This is a genomic window from Acinetobacter sp. CIP-A165 (genome assembly GCF_000367985.1).
In the GTDB taxonomy this organism is placed as follows: Bacteria; Pseudomonadota; Gammaproteobacteria; order Pseudomonadales; family Moraxellaceae; genus Acinetobacter.
Genome location: NZ_KB849202.1, coordinates 1,000,862 through 1,017,255, shown reverse-complemented (window position 1 = coordinate 1,017,255; position 16,394 = coordinate 1,000,862). Strand labels below are relative to the sequence as shown.

Here is a 16,394-nt window from a genome sequence, read left to right as displayed (position 1 = left end):
CAGGCTGTAAGATTATCTTTTGGGGTTAGGCAACCACTGTGAAAACATATCCATTTTCTCGTTTACAAAAAGCATTACTGGCAGTTGGCTCATTTTCATGTCTAGGGCTTAGCTCAACAGTCGTACATGCAGAAAATGAAAATAATACGCCACGTCTCCCGACCATTACCGTGGCTGCACAAGTAGAACAACCCATATACCACCAGCCAAAAGTGAATTTATCGGGTTTTACTCAGCAAAATCTTATAAAAATTCCTGCATCTATCAACACAGTCACAGCAGAACGCATTGCAGATCAGCATGCTAAAACACTTACCGATGTCGTAAAAAATGATGCGGCAGTCGGTGATGGCTATGCACCAATTGGCTACTATCCAAACTTTGTCATGCGTGGCTTTGCGTTAAATCTCGGTTCAAGCTATTTACTGAATGGTAACTTGCTACGAGGGGAACAAAATGTGGCGCTTGAAAACAAAGAGCAAGTCGAAATCCTAAAAGGCATAAGTGCGATTCAAAGCGGTATGTCGACACCAGGTGGTGTAGTCAACTACGTGACTAAACGTCCGAAAGATACTCGTTCTATTACAGTCGAAGCAGACAGTCATGGTGGCAGTCGTTTCGCGACTGACTTGGGTGGTTTTGTCGGTGAAAATCAGAAATTTGGCTATCGAGTTAATCTGGCTACAGAAGAAATCCATCCTTATGTTGAACATACCGATGGTAAGCGTTTATTTGGTTCGCTGGCTTTAGACTGGAACATTTCAGATCATTCAAAACTAGAATTTGATATCGAATCACAGCGCCAACGTCAACGTTCTGTCGCGGGTTATCAATTACTTGATGGAAAAACCGTACCTACTGGCGTTGAATGGGATCGCTTACTTGGCTATCAAAGCTGGAGTAAACCTGTCACCAATGAAAGCCTCAATGCCAGCTTAAAGTATAATCATCAAATCAATCAGAATTGGGCTGCAAACCTGTCTGCATCACAAAGTCGTGTCGTGGTCGATGATTATTCGGCATTTCCATGGGGCTGTTACAGTGAAATATGTGAGACTACAGGCTTAGGCAATAGTTTTGACAAAAATGGTAACTATGATATTTATGATTTTCGTAGCCCTGATGACAGCTACCTGACCAATCAATTTAAAGCAGGATTAAACGGTAAATTTAATACGGGATCTTGGCAACATAAGCTGAATGTTGAATTGTCTCAGACCTACAAGCGCCGTGCGCAACATGATGCTATCAATGAGTTAGTGGGCACAGGAAATATTTATAAAGATAGTGAGACACACAATCCACCTAACATTTCTTTAGGCAATCATTATAAATCTTTAGATAGTCAGCAAACCGCACTCAACTTGCTCGATCAGATTGATTTTAATAATACTTGGTCAGTTTTAGTGGGTGGAAAACTGCTGCATTTAGATGAAAAAGCTTATGATGCTGAAGCCAATACTATCCGTGATACGGACTTAAACCGATTCTTGCCTCAGTTCGCGCTGATGTTTCAGCCTTGGGAAAATACCCATCTCTATGCGTCTTATGCCAAAGGCTTGAGCGATGGTGGACAAGCACCGTGGTTTGCCAATAATGCCTACGCAACTTTAGCACCTGTAAAATCAGCCCAGTATGAATTGGGGATTAAACAACAAGTGCAGAATTTGCTGTTCACTGCTGCATTATTTGATTTGAAACAAGATAATCAATATACCGGTATTTCAAATGATTTTGTCGCCAATGGTCAACAACAAAACCTTGGTTTGGAATTAGGCGTACAAGGGCGGCTAGGGCAGAGCCTAGACATGATATCGACTTTAGCGCTTACTCGTTCACGCTTGAAGGATATAAATGTCTCAGATTATCAAGGGCATCAAACTCAAAATGTACCGAAAGTGCGTTTAGCCAGTTATTTGTCTTATCAAGTGCCGCAAGTAGATGGATTACGCTTGTTAACAGGCATGCAATACAGCAGTAGTAAATACGCCAATAAATCAGGTACAGCGAAAGTATCTGGTTATACAGTATTTAATGCAGGTACAGCCTATAACTTCCGTGCTTATGGATATGACAATACCTTGAGGTTCAATGTCGACAATGTTTTCAATAAGAAATATTGGCGAGATGCAGGTAGCTTCTTTGGAGATGATTATTTGTTCCTTGGTGCACCACGTACCGCGCAGTTGTCTTGGAATGTGAGTTTTTGATTTATATTTAGGATCAACATTTATTTCAGCTTATAAAGATCGTTGGGAAACGGTATAAAGGAGTGGAAAGTTTCTTGATTCAGAAACTTTCCACCATACGAATCAAAGATGTTTTTGGAAGAACGAAATAATTTTTTCTAAAGCTTGAGCAACAGGTTCAGGTCGATCGTATAAGTCGTAATGACTTGCACCTTTAACCACGAATAGATTTTTATCTTTAGAAGCCGCTTTGCTAATCAACTCATAACCATCACGATATGACCCAAATCCGCCAGAGATGTCACCAACTACAATTTGCAAAGGTTGAGTAAGCAGATGCTCAGCCAAGTGGAATGCATCAAAACCAACTGCAGCCGCTAAACCAGAAAAGCGCAGTTTATTGGGTGAACCATCAGCCTGACCACGAGGCGTTTTATAGTAATCAATGGCTTCTTTGATATCGATATCATGTATTCCAGCTTGTTCACGTTCTTGCTGTGAGTTTGGAATATATTGGGTAATAAATGGTTCAGCACCACGTGCTTCAGCAGTTCTTTGTGCCGCTATTGCTTCTAAAGTTTTTATCGCTGCATCAGTGCTAAAATCACCTTCACGCATAAGACGACCATAATTGGCAGCAACAACAGTCGCAACTGCTTTGAAACGACGTTCAGTCATCGCTGCATTGACCGCATAACCACCACCGCCACAGACACCAAATACACCAATACGATTTTCATCGACATAATTTAAGGTGGTGAGGTAATCAGCAGCACAACGGAAGTCTTCTACACGCGTTGCAGGATCTTCCAGAAAGCGAGGTTCGCCACCACTTGCACCTTGATATGATGCATCAAATGCCAAAGTAATAAATCCAGCCTCAGTAAGTTTTTCACCATAAATTGCACCTGAAGTTTGCTCTTTACAGCTACTAATTGGGTGTGCACATACGATGGCTGCATATTTTTTACTTTCATCAAAATCTTTAGGAAATCGAATCGTTGCAGAAACATCGATGTTTTTATTTTTAAAAGTAACAGTTTTCATCATTTAATCTCCGAGAGAGGAACTATGTTGATGAAATAAGATTAACAGTCATGATTCATTATGATAATCCGTTATAATCAGATAAGACTTATATTGAATACTTATAAATAATGAAAGAAAATTTACATGATTTGCAAGCATTTATGATTGTTGCTCAAGAACGTAGCTTCACTCGAGCTGCCGCAAAACTTGGCACATCACAATCGGCGATTAGCCAAACACTTCGTAATTTGGAAGAGCGTATCGGGATTAAATTACTATCACGGACAACGAGAAGCGTGTCTCCAACTGAAGCAGGAGAATATTTACTGAATATGATTCAACCAGCGCTTGAAGATATTGAGCATGGTATTAACCAAATTAGTGCGCTTAGAAAGAATCCAACGGGAACTTTACGTATTAATGCTGACGAATATGCAATACAAAGTTTTTTATGGTCTGCGATCGAAAAAATCATCAAAAAATACCCAGAAATTTCGATAGAAATCACTTCAGACTACGGCTTAATCGATATTGTTGATGGTCGTTTTGATGCGGGTATCCGACGAGGTGGGCTTGTCTCAAAAGACATGATTGCTGTCAGAATTAGTGATGGTATTTCAATGCTGGCAGTAGCAACCCCTGAATATTTAAATCAAAAAGGTAGACCTAAGCACCCAACAGATTTAATTGAGCATGACTGTGTTAATTTACGCTTACCAACACATGGCGCATTATTCCGCTGGCAGTTTACTAAAAACAATAAAACTCAGAGTGTAAAGATCGATGCTAAAATTGTTTTTACCACCTTATCTCCAGTACTTCAAGCAGTGAGAAGTGGTGTAGGAATCGCTTATCTACCTATTGATATGGTGCAAGCATATATTGAAAATGGTGAGCTAGAAGAAATACTTAAAGACTGGCGACATAGCTATGAGCCTTATCACTTATATTATCCACATAGACGTGAACAAGCACCTTTGCTGAATATCTTAATCAATGCTCTAAAAGAAAAACTTTAATTTCCCCCTGATAGCGCTGTAGTAACAAACCATATCGAATAAATACTTAACAAATCAATAGCAGTCTATATTCATCATCCTTTTCAGCAGGTGCTCTGTGAACACAAGGTAAAACTTGTTGTGATGGATGGTCTACAGCCAATCGCCATAGATGTCCTAAACCTAAATTCACAGGTTTTGTGTTGGGTTTAGGCTGATAATGCAGATCAAAGAAATACTCTTCTAGAAAATTTTCAAATTCAGCTTCTGGACCGTCATGTAATTTTTTAAGTTTTTCCCTAATTTCTGGAATTAAAATCTTTTGTTCAACTTGATCATGGGGCAGGATATCACTTGCAGAACCATGATAGGTGCACAAAAAAGTATCTGTTGGGATAGGTGATCGGTCAACATGAAACGAATATACATCTGTTGAAATAAAATCTAGTTCTTCATCCCGTTCGTAATTATTAATTAAATTAAGCGTAGGCGATGCCCCCAAGTCAGTTAAGAGTCGCATATCTCTTAAGATAATTTCTCTTGCTAAATTGCCATTTTCCGAAAGTTTCAATGCTAAAAGATCTTCAACTGAAATCTCAGTAACATTCTCTTTTAACTCAAGTTTAGACACAATTTCTTCAAAATCACCGACCAAATTTCTATACCAGCAAATGGCATTCATATCGCCTTGAAAATTGGAATTTACCAATTCAGAAAAAGTGGAAACCACGCCAATTTGAGGGTTGTCAGAAAATGCATTCTTCATAAGAGAATTATGATAATGAACAGGATCTAATAATAACACTTAGCTTTATAAAAACATTGCATTTCAATTAAAGTAGGTTGGTAACTCTGTTATTAAGAAACATGATCTGTTGTAATGAAGCCATGGTTACAAAGATCGCTGTAAATGGCTGATAGATGAAATTTAGAATACACAGCAACGTGAATTAAGAATGCTGAGGCTAGGGTTTTGATAGCTGCGATTTCTGTTTTGAACCGTACCGGGTTTGTCGGAGACTCAATATTCTGAGAGACTATTCCGATGAAAAAACCAACCTATACCCCCGAAATTAGAGAAAGAGCGGTTCAATTACTAATTGAATCTGAAAAAGATTATCCTTCTACTTGGGCTGCAATCACAGCAATTGCGCCTAAGATTGGTTGTACTCCTGAAACACTTCGTGCCTGGCATCAAAAGCATTTAGATCAGCAAAATCCTATTAAAGTACAACAGATATCTGATCAAGAAAAAATGAAGCAAATGGAACGTGAAATTAAAGAATTAAAGCGTGCCAATGAAATTCTACGTAAAGCAGCCGCTTTTTTCGCCCAGGCGGAGCTCGACCGCCCACACAAATAATGGTGGATTTCATCCATAACAATAAAGACTTATATGGTGTTGATGCGATTTGTAGGATTTTACCGATCGCAGCTTCAACCTATTACCGAACTTTAGATCTCGCTGACAATCCAGAACATCGAGCGAAACGAGATCTACATGATGAGCATCATGCTGAACAAATTAAACGAATTTGGAAGGAAAGTTTAGGTCGATATGGTGTACGTAAAGTTTGGCAAAAATTGAAACGTGAAGGCTATGTTATTGCACGTTGTACAGTTGCTCGATTGATGCAGAAGCTAGATATACAAGGTGTTTGGCGTGGTAAGAACAAACAAACTACCCGCAACCGAGATGATCAAAAACGAGCAGATGATTTAGTGAAACGTAATTTTAGTGCTGATCGACCTGACCAATTATGGGTCAGTGACTTTACGTATATTCAAACTCATTCAGGCTGGGTCTATACCGCCTTTATTATTGATGTGTTCTCACGAGCAATTGTTGGATGGAAAGTATCTACACGGATGAATACAGATATGGTGCTCGATGCACTTGAGCAAGCATTGCACGATCGAGGCATGCCAAAGAATGTGATTCATCATTCCGACAGGGGTGTGCAATATCTTTCGATTCGCTATACCAATCGTTTAGAAGCAGCAAATTTACGAGCATCAGTCGGTACAACTGGTGATTCATACGATAATGCTTTGGCTGAAACGGTGAATGGCTTATACAAAACAGAGGTGATTGAATATTTAAAAGCAGATTGGCAAGGTTTAGCAGATGTACAACTTGCGACACTAAACTGGGTAGATTGGTTCAATAAAAAGCGTGTACACAGTGCACTGGGTTATGTGTCGCCTTTTGAGTTTGAAGCAATGTACTATGATAAGATTAACCCGTTAGGTCAGGTGGCTTAACTTAAATAAAAAAGTCTCCGACAAACCCGGTACGGTTCAGTTTAGCTTTTTGGCGTAAGACATACAAATATAAGTTTTCTACTTTTTCCCGTGCCCATGGTGTGGTACGCAAAAATCGCAATGATGACTTAACACTTGGATCTATGCAAAAACATCTAATTTCAATTTTACGACTTAAGCCTTCAAAGCCACCGTAGTAATCCAATAATTCATCCAAAATGCCAGCAAGTTTTTTGCCGTGTAAAGGGTCATTGGAGGTGTTCATAATAGATCAACTATATTTTTTGAGGCCATTATTATAACCTGAGCTAGTTAGAAAATGAGAGAGTTGAAATTTAAACGTAATTAACATATAAAATTACAGCTTAATAAAACTTTGATCATTAAGCAACACTGGATGGCTGCATCAGAATGGGTTTGATTTCGTCCTTGTTTACGTGTTGATTATGCATACCACTGTGTATTGGAATCAAACCAAATGGTGAGGTTTCCACGATTGATCAAAGCATGGTTGTAAGAAGACCAATCCGTTGTACGATATGATATATTTTGGACGCAGGCTTATTCATTAAAGTCTTTTTAGGTAAAGCTATTTTTCTTTAAGCTAAGAATACCTTCAAGCATGAGGGCGCAAACCGCCAACCAAATAGCAATATAAGTCGCCCATTCCGCTGGTTTAATTGTTTCACCCAATAATATTGAAAAAGCTAACAATAAAACTGGCTCAACATATACCAAAAGACCAAAAAGGCTTAGATTCAGATATGCAGCTGACAGAGACTGAAACCCTAAAGCCAGTGCGCTAATTAGTCCTAATCCCAAAACAAGCCAAAGTGTGTCTAATTCTTCTGATAAGACGACATCACCTTTAAATATAAAAAATATGCTGACTGGAAGACTGAGCATCATATCAACCCAAAGGCCACCAATATTGTTGGTATTGGTTTTTTGTCTTAACCAAAAATAAATGGGATAACCTAAACAAATCAGTAAGGTTGGCCATGTTAGCGTTTTTGATATAACCAACATGTTAATAATGCCCAATATTGCAAAAATGCAGGATAACTTTTGTAATCGTGACATATTATCTTTAAATGCGATACGACCCAAAATCACCATAGTAATTGGCATCATAAAATAGCCTAGTGAGAGATCTAGTCCATAACCGTTACTAGGTGCCCACATGAACAACCAAAGTTGTACACCTATTAAAGAAGATGATAAAAACCGAGTTAAAAAGAAATAACGTTCATTGTATAAACGTTTATAAATACTAATGACTTGCGACCAACCACCCTGAAGAGTAATGAAAAGCGTTAGACATGGAAATGTTAGTAATATACGCCAACCATAAATTTCATTTCCATTTAAAGACTGGAGTAGGGAGGTATATGCAAACATTAACGCAAATAATATTGAGGCGATCACATTAAAGGTTATACCAAGAGCCGTATTTGATTGTGTAGACATCGATATTTACTAGCTAAGCCATTTGGACAATATTTTATTTCAGATTGATTGATAATTAGACTCTAATTTTTTACAATAAATGAGAAAATTTCTCACAACACATACACATATGACTTTAGATAAATTTGATTTTGCATTGCTCAAGCTACTTCAAAAAGACAGTTTAATTCCATTACGAGAATTAGCAGATGCTGTGCATTTATCTACAGCTTCAGTACAACGACGCATTCAAAAGTTACGTGAAAATGGTTATATCATTGGGAATATTGCTGTTTTAGATCCAGATAAGCTTAATCAAGTGATTACAATCCTTGTAGAAATTAGGGTTAATAAAACCCATGCTATTGATCTTAAATCTCTTAAAGCAAGCTTCTCTAGGACAGAAATACAGCAATGCTATTATGTTACGGGTGAAGTCGATTTCATGTTAGTACTATTAGTACCAAACATGAATCGGTTTCAAGAACTCTGTGATGAACTCTTTCATAACAACCCAAATGTAGAATGGTTTAAAACAACTGTTGTATTGGATCGGGTAAAAGTATCTTTGGATATTCCAAATATATAAATATAACTTTGAAGCAAGTGTAGGCCGACCACAGTCTCAGATATTCTATTTAACATAAAATGAAGTTATGCGACTTCAGAATGACTTAATACTTGAGAAAATATGAGCCAAAAAATCATAAAACGTTATGAAGAGTTGATTGAAGAAGCAAATGCAATAGCATCTTTATCAAGAGTTAAACATCATGAATATGGTAGCTACACAACTTTAGGTGAAAATGGAGATGCTCAGTATTTAGCATGGAAAGTTAAAGTAAAAAATTTACTAAAGTTATCATGTGGTGAAAAATCAATACATTTTCAAGATTTTATTGAATCTGAAAAGCCACAAACTATGGATAGTAAAACTGATGTTCTAAAACGGTTATCACCCGTTTTAATAGCAGCTTATGATGACTTTAAAAATGGGTTTCTAGTTACGTTTAAGCAAATTGTGCAAGCTGAGGTCTTTGACAATGAACTTGAGCAAGCTAAATCATTGCTTGAAAGTGGCTATAAAAATGCTGCTGCTGTAATTGCAGGTGTAGTTTTAGAAACAGCAATTAAAGAGCTATGCCAAAATAATGAAATCGATTTAGAAAAGAAAAAACTTACACGCTTAAATGATGACTTGGCAAAAGCAGGTGTTTACAACACACTTCAGCAAAAACAAATCACGGCATTAGCAGATATAAGAAATAATGCTGCTCATGGTGATTATGAAAAGTTTAATCAACAAAATGTTGAGGATATGATTAAAGATATTGAAAGATTTTTACTTACCTATTCATCATAAAAAAGAGTCCACGCTTTCTAATGGTGGACTCTAGTCTCAAATTTGGGACTTTTCCCTTATTTCAAAACAATAATAACTTCACCTGAAGATGATACTTCAGCAGCTTCAATTGTCTGATCTAAAATTCGATGTACCAATTCACTATCTTTAATTGGTTCTAGCCCACGATTGATTAGCACCTTATTCAACTCAATAGCTTTACGTCTAAGCCTTTCTTGTTCTGAATCATTTAAACGAACAGTCACAGCCATTCTTTTACTCCAAGCCTTTTGGCCCATATAGCACTCCACTATAAGTATACAAGTTATTTTTACGCACTTTATATTTACGCATGTATACATTAACACAAAATCATAGTAGTATTGCCCTATGTAATACTTACACATGTATACAATATGAATAATATTACCTTTGTCTCTACTCAAGAATTCACTCAAGCTGCTTTCAATCAAGTTGCTAAGATTGTTGCTGAACATGGTCATCCATGTTTAGACGTTTGTTGTCCTGCTGAATCTACAGAAAGATGTCTTGAGCATTTGGCAATAGTCGCAAGTGATTGGTCGTATGACTATTCATTCATTGATGCTCACTTAGAAACCTATAAAAAAGCCAATGCTGAAATTCGTGAATATTTAGGAGAGTAGGGTGATGGATAAGGCATGTGAACTAATTAATAAAATCCAAGACTTCGATAAAAACATTCATCAACTTACAGAAGTCTATGAGCAATCTAATTTCATCATGGATGAAATTGTCTTAGCTGCTACATATTCAGAAATTGATCTTCGTGTTTGCCAAAACCTTAAAGATTATTTGAATGGTGTAGTTCAGAACAAACTGAACCATTGCCAGCAGCTCATCACTAAAAAACAGAAGCAACCCAAAGAAAATTCAGTCGTTCAAACATTTGAACATAAAATAGCCAATGTACTAAAAAACACGGTACATCCAACTCAGCAAGGTTCTCAACCCCCAATTTATAATATGGGGTTACCGACTGAATCACTGCAATCTGAACAATGGGCTTTTCCAAGATATTTAGATAACCACAAAATTATTTCCACCATTCAAGGCATTATGCCAGTACCAATTGCTGCAAAAGTCGATAACGGTATAGCAGGTATAGATTGGGTGACTTTCGGTATTCCTTTGTCACGTTTCCATGAAAAATATTTATCTCTTGACCCTTTAATCGAAGAAGAAGCTCTAACTGAATTACTCGAATCTGTTTTAGGTCAAGAACTTTTTGAATTATTTGGATTTGGTCTAGGTCAAAAGCGTGATAAGGGCATGCATCATAATCGATATGCTTACACCTTACAGGATGACCTCGGTATGGTCCTGTATGGAAATCAACAAAAATACATCTATATTCAAATCAATGGTTCAGGATGTGCGCTTGCTCGTAAAGGCTGGAATGAACAACTCTATAAATATTTGAAGCAAATCAAAGGTTCAAAGCTTTCTCGTGTGGATATTTGCTTTGATGACTTAGAGGGTGAATACATCACTCTAGATGAAGCCGATCAATGGGATACACAAGAAATGTTTTGGGTTTCTGGTCGAGTACCTGAGTCCAGACAGGCTGGTAATTGGAAACGTCCTAGCGGAAAAGGGCGTACTTTATATATTGGTTGTCGTCAAAGTGGAAAATCTTGCCGAATTTATGAAAAAGGAAAAGAGAAAGGTGATCATTTAAGTGAATGGGTTCGTATTGAAATCGAATTTAAATCCAAAGATCGTTACCTAGAATTAGAAATGTTGCTCTCACCGTCAAAATATTTTGTCGGTGCTTATCCAGTATTTGAAAAGGTTTTATTGCCACGATTAGGGCAATACATCATGCCTGAAAAGACTGAAATCATTAAAAAACAATCACAAATCGAGTGGAAAAAAGCTATCGAAATTACCAAAAGTCAATTTGGTAAATACATTCGACAGTTCCGAAAAGTCTATGACGATTCTGAATTACTTACCATGCTTTCATCATCCAAAGATGAAGTCCCCAAACGTCTGAAATTCTCTGCAATTGCAGCAATGCAAGCCGTTCGTATCAATCAACCAATTTATGAGGAATTAGCTCATGCAGTTTAAAACAACTATTACCGTACTAGGTGCAAAAAGTTCAAAAGGTGAGTTCAACGGACATGCCTATGACTCTACAACTATTTTCTTCCAAGCGGAGCTTCAAGATAGTGAAAACTTTGTAGGGCAGGTGGGTGAACAAATCCGCTGGGGTACATCTGCCAATTTCGAGAAGTTGAAAGCCTTGAAATTTCCATTAAATGCTGAAGCAACAATGGAGCAGGTGAGTAACGGTAAATCAATGGTCACAATCTTAAAAGACCTCGTACCACAAGTACAAAAATGAGTTGTTTAGTTTACTGCTGTGACAAATGTGGTGCTTATTTCTTCTACGAAGAGGTACTACAACAGCATGAAAAACAATGTAATGGATGATCTTATTTATGACTGAATTAGAAATTTTACGGTCGGACTTAACCGTAGCTCATTTCGTTGAAGCTGCTAATTACATGCTAATCATCGGTCTAGTTGCTGGATTTATTATATCTAGGATTTTTTTTGAGTTTTTTCAGTTCGTTGTGAATTTAACGTCTGATCATTTTAAACGTCCTAAACGTATTAAGTTCGCATCATTAGATAATAATTCTATTGAATATTTGTACCTGTTTAGAGGTCGATATTACACATCAGTACAGTATCAGGCTTTAAGACGACAAGTGATTCATCGTCTTAAAGAACAAGGAATTTAAGAAATGCACGTCTGCAAAACTTTATCACCGCAAAATGAAACAGGTTTGCAAACGTGCTTGGAATGGCAGGAACAAAAACCGTTCTTGCCAAATTTAACGGTACAGCAAGCCGATCAAATGTTAATCGCAATCGTAGGCTGCTTTGCCGTTGTTTTCATCGTCAAGCAAGTTATCAGCTTGCTTAAATAATGAGGTTTATATGGAAACTCAAGTTAAAGAAAAAAAACAAGGCTTTACCTGTTGCTTTAGGTACGGCATTAATGGTTGCTACAGGCTCTGCCTTTGCGGAGGGTGATTTAGCAACTGGTGCTACATCTGCCATTAGTGGTGGTTCATCTACACTTCAAACAGTCGGTATTGCCATTATTGGTGTAGTAGCTGGAGTTTGGGTGATTAAACGTGTGATTGCCTTAATTCGATAATTAACTTTTTGTGTAGGTAGCTTCGCACCCTACCTACACACCCTATAAAATGAGGTCTTGAGGTGGAAGCGTGGCTATATTTACTCATTATGTTCGTTTGTTTGGCAGCATTATTATTACGCTAGCTAGTAGTAGCTTATATGCATCAAATGCAGGTGGATTCACCTATGAAACTTCAGTTGATAAGGTCAACCGATCAATCAATGTAATAGGTCAGAAGAATGGAAATATTTACAAAACTGCTGTTAAACCAACACCATCTATTTTGAAATCTGCTTTATCAAGTAGAGCATTAAGAGGTGGTGCTGTAGGTGTACTTCTTTTTGCAGGCACTTACTATTCTATGACCTATAAGCAAGATGATGGGACATTCTTAAAAAAAGCGGGACAAAGTCAATGGGAGTGGTGCTATTTACTTCTTTGTTCCAATGTTCCAACAACTATTGGTAATGAGGTGATGCAAAGATTAAATCAAACTGAACCGTACCGGGTTTGTCGGAGACTCAATATTCTGAGAGACTATTCCGATGAAAAAACCAACCTATACCCCCGAAATTAGAGAAAGAGCGGTTCAATTACTAATTGAATCTGAAAAAGATTATCCTTCTACTTGGGCTGCAATCACAGCAATTGCGCCTAAGATTGGTTGTACTCCTGAAACACTTCGTGCCTGGCATCAAAAGCATTTAGATCAGCAAAATCCTATTAAAGTACAACAGATATCTGATCAAGAAAAAATGAAGCAAATGGAACGTGAAATTAAAGAATTAAAGCGTGCCAATGAAATTCTACGTAAAGCAGCCGCTTTTTTCGCCCAGGCGGAGCTCGACCGCCCACACAAATAATGGTGGATTTCATCCATAACAATAAAGACTTATATGGTGTTGATGCGATTTGTAGGATTTTACCGATCGCAGCTTCAACCTATTACCGAACTTTAGATCTCGCTGACAATCCAGAACATCGAGCGAAACGAGATCTACATGATGAGCATCATGCTGAACAAATTAAACGAATTTGGAAGGAAAGTTTAGGTCGATATGGTGTACGTAAAGTTTGGCAAAAATTGAAACGTGAAGGCTATGTTATTGCACGTTGTACAGTTGCTCGATTGATGCAGAAGCTAGATATACAAGGTGTTTGGCGTGGTAAGAACAAACAAACTACCCGCAACCGAGATGATCAAAAACGAGCAGATGATTTAGTGAAACGTAATTTTAGTGCTGATCGACCTGACCAATTATGGGTCAGTGACTTTACGTATATTCAAACTCATTCAGGCTGGGTCTATACCGCCTTTATTATTGATGTGTTCTCACGAGCAATTGTTGGATGGAAAGTATCTACACGGATGAATACAGATATGGTGCTCGATGCACTTGAGCAAGCATTGCACGATCGAGGCATGCCAAAGAATGTGATTCATCATTCCGACAGGGGTGTGCAATATCTTTCGATTCGCTATACCAATCGTTTAGAAGCAGCAAATTTACGAGCATCAGTCGGTACAACTGGTGATTCATACGATAATGCTTTGGCTGAAACGGTGAATGGCTTATACAAAACAGAGGTGATTGAATATTTAAAAGCAGATTGGCAAGGTTTAGCAGATGTACAACTTGCGACACTAAACTGGGTAGATTGGTTCAATAAAAAGCGTGTACACAGTGCACTGGGTTATGTGTCGCCTTTTGAGTTTGAAGCAATGTACTATGATAAGATTAACCCGTTAGGTCAGGTGGCTTAACTTAAATAAAAAAGTCTCCGACAAACCCGGTACGGTTCAAACTTGGGCAGGAACTTATTCTTATTCCAATTTATTTTATACAATCACAAGCTCTGGTGCTTTAGCCTTATATTTTGATAGAAAGGATGTCAAAACGGGGGCGGTAAAAGAAAAAAGTATGGAAAGTAGTATCGGTGGAAAACCCAATACTCTACCTGTTGAGGAACAGGTGATTCAGCCTGAAGTCTTCGCTGAAGCTCTTTTAAATGATGCATTTGCAGTTGAAGGTAGTGGATACTTTCCCTCATTAGAACAACGTACAAAAGCCACAGATGCTTTACTCGATTTATATAACACATCTGATACGACAGCTATACAAACAGATGAAACAGTTAAACAAATTGAATCTTCGTTGATCAATACAGCTCCTCAAACTAAAGATGGTTCAATAAAAGATGCTACTGGTGCAGTAACAGGGGTTCTTCCTGATTTTTGTAGTTGGGCAACACCTATCTGTGATGTGATTTATGATGATACTGTCTATCCTGAAAACACACCTCCACCGAAAGAAGTTGGTAATTATCAAATTAATGATTTAGATCAACTATCAATTTCATTTAATGCTTCATGTCCACCTGATTATACTCAAAGAATTAGTTTAGGAATTACTGCATTTGATTTGAAATTTTCTTATGAACCACTTTGTCAATTTGCAAGTAGCATCAAATATTTTGTCATTGCCAGTGGCTTTATTGCTGCAAGTCTAATTCTGATTGGTTATTCCAAATCTTAAAGGATACAAGTGATGGGCTTTCTATTTAGATTCTTGTCTTACGTGGGTGGAACAATTGTTTTTAAAGCAATTTCATCATTAGGTTTAGGGCTGTTTAGTGTCTTTTTTATTAATAAATTAGTCACTCAAAGTATTAATAATGGTAGTTAAAACCAATTTAAGTCACTACATTTTGTTTGCATGTTTATAAGTTATTGTTTTTAAGGTTTTAATTATTATATTAACTCACTACATTTTGTTTAAACTCTCAAGGAGATCATCAATGTCAAAGCAATTTCAGCCAGTAACAGACCATGCTGAGTTCAATAAATTAGTCCATGATATAGAACCAATTAAAGGAGAATTTCAACAACTAATTGATGACTATAAATATTTGGATTCTAGATTTAATGACTCAGAAAATCCAATGACTGATGGAGAATTTGATTGGTGGTTAATTAAAGGAACTCAAATAGATCGAACTTTATCTTACATTTACAAGCAAGTTATTGATATTAAAGGTGGAGATCAAGCATTTAATATACTTGAGACCGTTGAACAGAACAAAACTATTCAAGATTTGTATGATCAAATTCATGAGCAAAGACTATTAAAAATCGAAAATGATCCTGTTTTAAAAGGCTTATATGATGATGTAAGACAAGAAAAAATTAATGCAGATCGTATTAAAGGTTGAGCTGCTTAAACGCATAAAATTGTATAAAACCCATCAATCTATGATTGATCGGGTTTTAACAATTATAGTGGCTTAAGTAGCAAGCAAGGACTGAAAATATTTATTTCTCAGTGAAAAGAACAGACGCGCTAGGTTGAATATATGCGATACAAACGTTCAATTGGAGTTATGCGTCAAGAGGATTGGCAACAACTTATTGAAATACTAGATGAATATCTAATTTACGTCCAAAAAGATAATAGCTCTAGCAATGACAAAATAAATGACGTAAAACTACTAATTAATAAATTACAGCATCATATAGATAGACCAGTATCGCAAAATTATAGTTTTAATAGGTGGTCATAATTTCAATTTCCCGCAACCTATAATATGCGGGAAACGATTGACCAAATCTGCATCATGTATCCAGACATAGAGGTCATAGCCACGCAGACTTGCGTAGGCTCTCGACTAATACGCAAGTCGAGTAGCGGTCTGATTTCTGCATAACTTATATTATGTTACTTGGAATACTCAGCAACGTGAATTATGATCGTAGAGATTCACGTTGCTGAGCTGTAGCTACAAACAGTGTTGTGTAGGCTACAGTCTCAGATATTCTATTTAACATAATATACATTATACGCACAGTTGTGCTTCAAGCCTTTGATATACAAAGGCTTTTCTGTCTTTATACTTGTGCTTTTGGTGGCGTTGGTAGCTTCACA

Annotated in this window: 20 protein-coding genes, 1 pseudogene and 2 other annotated features; of the genes and pseudogenes, 15 read left to right on the top strand and 6 right to left on the bottom strand. The window is 37.2% G+C overall.

Translation table 11 applies throughout. The features are described 5' to 3' along the window. Positions 1-38: 38 nt before the first annotated feature. Complete coding sequence (locus tag F991_RS10320) at positions 39-2,210, top strand: TonB-dependent siderophore receptor (protein WP_004671117.1); 2,172 nt, start codon at positions 39-41, stop codon at positions 2,208-2,210. Between the two features lie 102 nt (positions 2,211-2,312). Here F991_RS10320 and F991_RS10315 read toward each other — a convergent pair whose 3' ends face one another. Beyond that, positions 2,313-3,236, bottom strand: coding sequence for an alpha/beta hydrolase (locus F991_RS10315; RefSeq protein WP_171063438.1), 924 nt, complete (start codon positions 3,234-3,236; stop codon positions 2,313-2,315). Between the two features lie 110 nt (positions 3,237-3,346). Here F991_RS10315 and F991_RS10310 point away from each other — a divergent pair, with 110 nt between their 5' ends. Further along, positions 3,347-4,237 carry a LysR family transcriptional regulator gene (locus tag F991_RS10310; RefSeq protein ID WP_004671113.1) on the top strand — a complete coding sequence of 297 codons (891 nt, stop codon included), beginning with the start codon at positions 3,347-3,349 and terminating at the stop codon, positions 4,235-4,237. Between the two features lie 46 nt (positions 4,238-4,283). On the opposite strand, the gene F991_RS10305 is transcribed toward F991_RS10310, so the two are convergent. Then, positions 4,284-4,982, bottom strand: coding sequence for a DUF1826 domain-containing protein (locus F991_RS10305; RefSeq protein ID WP_004671110.1), 699 nt, complete (start codon positions 4,980-4,982; stop codon positions 4,284-4,286). A 279-nt stretch (positions 4,983-5,261) separates the two neighbouring features. Between F991_RS10305 and F991_RS10295 the strand changes: the two genes are divergently transcribed. After that, positions 5,262-6,481, top strand: a protein-coding gene (locus F991_RS10295; RefSeq protein ID WP_145972635.1) for an IS3 family transposase whose coding sequence is annotated in 2 segments (ribosomal slippage) — positions 5,262-5,538 and positions 5,538-6,481 — 1,221 coding nt in all. Because the reading frame shifts where the segments join, the coding sequence is not laid out codon by codon here. Next, positions 5,537-5,653, top strand: a sequence feature (AL1L pseudoknot). It overlaps the preceding gene by 117 nt. A 1-nt stretch (position 6,482) precedes the next feature. On the opposite strand, the gene F991_RS10290 is transcribed toward F991_RS10295, so the two are convergent. The 3 genes and pseudogenes from F991_RS10290 to rarD form a co-directional block, all read right to left on the bottom strand. Next, positions 6,483-6,746 carry a VF530 family protein gene (locus F991_RS10290; RefSeq protein ID WP_004671108.1) on the bottom strand — a complete coding sequence of 88 codons (264 nt, stop codon included), beginning with the start codon at positions 6,744-6,746 and terminating at the stop codon, positions 6,483-6,485. Positions 6,747-6,850: 104 nt separating this feature from the next. After that, positions 6,851-7,027: pseudogene (locus tag F991_RS17200) on the bottom strand (transposase); the annotation flags it as partial. A 33-nt stretch (positions 7,028-7,060) separates the two neighbouring features. After that, on the bottom strand, positions 7,061-7,951 hold the full coding sequence (gene rarD / locus F991_RS10285) for an EamA family transporter RarD (protein ID WP_004671106.1): 891 nt from the start codon (positions 7,949-7,951) through the stop codon (positions 7,061-7,063). 109 nt (positions 7,952-8,060) lie between these two features. Between rarD and F991_RS10280 the strand changes: the two genes are divergently transcribed. Both F991_RS10280 and F991_RS10275 read left to right on the top strand, forming a co-directional pair. Further along, positions 8,061-8,519 (top strand): Lrp/AsnC family transcriptional regulator, encoded by a 459-nt coding sequence (locus F991_RS10280; protein WP_034595537.1) that lies wholly within the window; start codon positions 8,061-8,063, stop codon positions 8,517-8,519. Positions 8,520-8,621: 102 nt separating this feature from the next. Next, positions 8,622-9,293 (top strand): HEPN domain-containing protein, encoded by a 672-nt coding sequence (locus F991_RS10275; RefSeq protein ID WP_004671102.1) that lies wholly within the window; start codon positions 8,622-8,624, stop codon positions 9,291-9,293. A gap of 56 nt (positions 9,294-9,349) precedes the next feature. On the opposite strand, the gene F991_RS10270 is transcribed toward F991_RS10275, so the two are convergent. Continuing rightward, positions 9,350-9,544, bottom strand: a complete 195-nt coding sequence (locus F991_RS10270; RefSeq protein ID WP_151283122.1) for a hypothetical protein — start codon at positions 9,542-9,544, stop codon at positions 9,350-9,352. A gap of 144 nt (positions 9,545-9,688) precedes the next feature. Between F991_RS10270 and F991_RS10265 the strand changes: the two genes are divergently transcribed. From F991_RS10265 to F991_RS10215, 10 genes are all read left to right on the top strand, one after another. Continuing rightward, on the top strand, positions 9,689-9,937 hold the full coding sequence (locus F991_RS10265; RefSeq protein WP_004671098.1) for a hypothetical protein: 249 nt from the start codon (positions 9,689-9,691) through the stop codon (positions 9,935-9,937). Positions 9,938-9,941: 4 nt separating this feature from the next. After that, positions 9,942-11,387, top strand: coding sequence for a replication initiation factor domain-containing protein (locus tag F991_RS10260; protein ID WP_004671096.1), 1,446 nt, complete (start codon positions 9,942-9,944; stop codon positions 11,385-11,387). Next, positions 11,377-11,664, top strand: a complete 288-nt coding sequence (locus tag F991_RS10255) for a hypothetical protein (RefSeq protein ID WP_004671095.1) — start codon at positions 11,377-11,379, stop codon at positions 11,662-11,664. The genes F991_RS10260 and F991_RS10255 overlap by 11 nt, the downstream gene beginning before the upstream one ends. A 232-nt stretch (positions 11,665-11,896) precedes the next feature. Then, a complete protein-coding gene (locus F991_RS17495; RefSeq protein ID WP_155757148.1) occupies positions 11,897-12,067 on the top strand; it encodes a hypothetical protein in 171 nt (56 codons plus the stop codon). A gap of 3 nt (positions 12,068-12,070) precedes the next feature. Next, the gene (locus F991_RS10245) at positions 12,071-12,256 is read left to right on the top strand and encodes a hypothetical protein (RefSeq protein ID WP_004671091.1); all 186 of its coding nucleotides are present in this window, start codon (positions 12,071-12,073) and stop codon (positions 12,254-12,256) included. Further along, positions 12,256-12,489: a major capsid protein gene (locus F991_RS10240; RefSeq protein WP_004671090.1), complete on the top strand. Its 234-nt coding sequence runs from the start codon at positions 12,256-12,258 to the stop codon at positions 12,487-12,489. The genes F991_RS10245 and F991_RS10240 overlap by 1 nt, the downstream gene beginning before the upstream one ends. A 70-nt stretch (positions 12,490-12,559) precedes the next feature. Continuing rightward, a complete protein-coding gene (locus F991_RS17750) occupies positions 12,560-13,048 on the top strand; it encodes a hypothetical protein (protein WP_004671089.1) in 489 nt (162 codons plus the stop codon). Then, a protein-coding gene (locus F991_RS10225; RefSeq protein ID WP_145972635.1) for an IS3 family transposase occupies positions 13,017-14,236 on the top strand; the annotation gives its coding sequence in 2 pieces (ribosomal slippage) (positions 13,017-13,293 and positions 13,293-14,236; 1,221 coding nt in all). The genes F991_RS17750 and F991_RS10225 overlap by 32 nt, the downstream gene beginning before the upstream one ends. After that, positions 13,292-13,408 (top strand) — a sequence feature (AL1L pseudoknot). It overlaps the preceding gene by 117 nt. A gap of 157 nt (positions 14,237-14,393) precedes the next feature. Next, on the top strand, positions 14,394-15,008 hold the full coding sequence (locus F991_RS10220; protein ID WP_004671088.1) for a virulence factor TspB C-terminal domain-related protein: 615 nt from the start codon (positions 14,394-14,396) through the stop codon (positions 15,006-15,008). A 262-nt stretch (positions 15,009-15,270) separates the two neighbouring features. After that, positions 15,271-15,684, top strand: a complete 414-nt coding sequence (locus tag F991_RS10215; RefSeq protein WP_004671086.1) for a hypothetical protein — start codon at positions 15,271-15,273, stop codon at positions 15,682-15,684. Positions 15,685-16,394 lie beyond the last annotated feature (710 nt).

Excerpts from the sequence above, each read along its gene's own strand:
- F991_RS10315 (WP_171063438.1), bottom strand. The coding sequence starts at position 3,236 with ATGAAAACTGTTACTTTTAAAAATAAAAACATCGATGTTTCTGCAACG.
- F991_RS10310 (WP_004671113.1), top strand. The coding sequence starts at position 3,347 with ATGAAAGAAAATTTACATGATTTGCAAGCATTTATGATTGTTGCTCAA.
- F991_RS10305 (WP_004671110.1), bottom strand. The coding sequence starts at position 4,982 with ATGAAGAATGCATTTTCTGACAACCCTCAAATTGGCGTGGTTTCCACT.
- F991_RS10290 (WP_004671108.1), bottom strand. The coding sequence starts at position 6,746 with ATGAACACCTCCAATGACCCTTTACACGGCAAAAAACTTGCTGGCATT.
- rarD (WP_004671106.1), bottom strand. The coding sequence starts at position 7,951 with ATGTCTACACAATCAAATACGGCTCTTGGTATAACCTTTAATGTGATC.
- F991_RS10280 (WP_034595537.1), top strand. The coding sequence starts at position 8,061 with ATGACTTTAGATAAATTTGATTTTGCATTGCTCAAGCTACTTCAAAAA.
- F991_RS10275 (WP_004671102.1), top strand. The coding sequence starts at position 8,622 with ATGAGCCAAAAAATCATAAAACGTTATGAAGAGTTGATTGAAGAAGCA.
- F991_RS10270 (WP_151283122.1), bottom strand. The coding sequence starts at position 9,544 with ATGGCTGTGACTGTTCGTTTAAATGATTCAGAACAAGAAAGGCTTAGA.
- F991_RS10265 (WP_004671098.1), top strand. The coding sequence starts at position 9,689 with ATGAATAATATTACCTTTGTCTCTACTCAAGAATTCACTCAAGCTGCT.
- F991_RS10260 (WP_004671096.1), top strand. The coding sequence starts at position 9,942 with ATGGATAAGGCATGTGAACTAATTAATAAAATCCAAGACTTCGATAAA.
- F991_RS10255 (WP_004671095.1), top strand. The coding sequence starts at position 11,377 with ATGCAGTTTAAAACAACTATTACCGTACTAGGTGCAAAAAGTTCAAAA.
- F991_RS10245 (WP_004671091.1), top strand. The coding sequence starts at position 12,071 with ATGCACGTCTGCAAAACTTTATCACCGCAAAATGAAACAGGTTTGCAA.
- F991_RS10240 (WP_004671090.1), top strand. The coding sequence starts at position 12,256 with ATGAGGTTTATATGGAAACTCAAGTTAAAGAAAAAAAACAAGGCTTTA.
- F991_RS10220 (WP_004671088.1), top strand. The coding sequence starts at position 14,394 with ATGGAAAGTAGTATCGGTGGAAAACCCAATACTCTACCTGTTGAGGAA.
- F991_RS10215 (WP_004671086.1), top strand. The coding sequence starts at position 15,271 with ATGTCAAAGCAATTTCAGCCAGTAACAGACCATGCTGAGTTCAATAAA.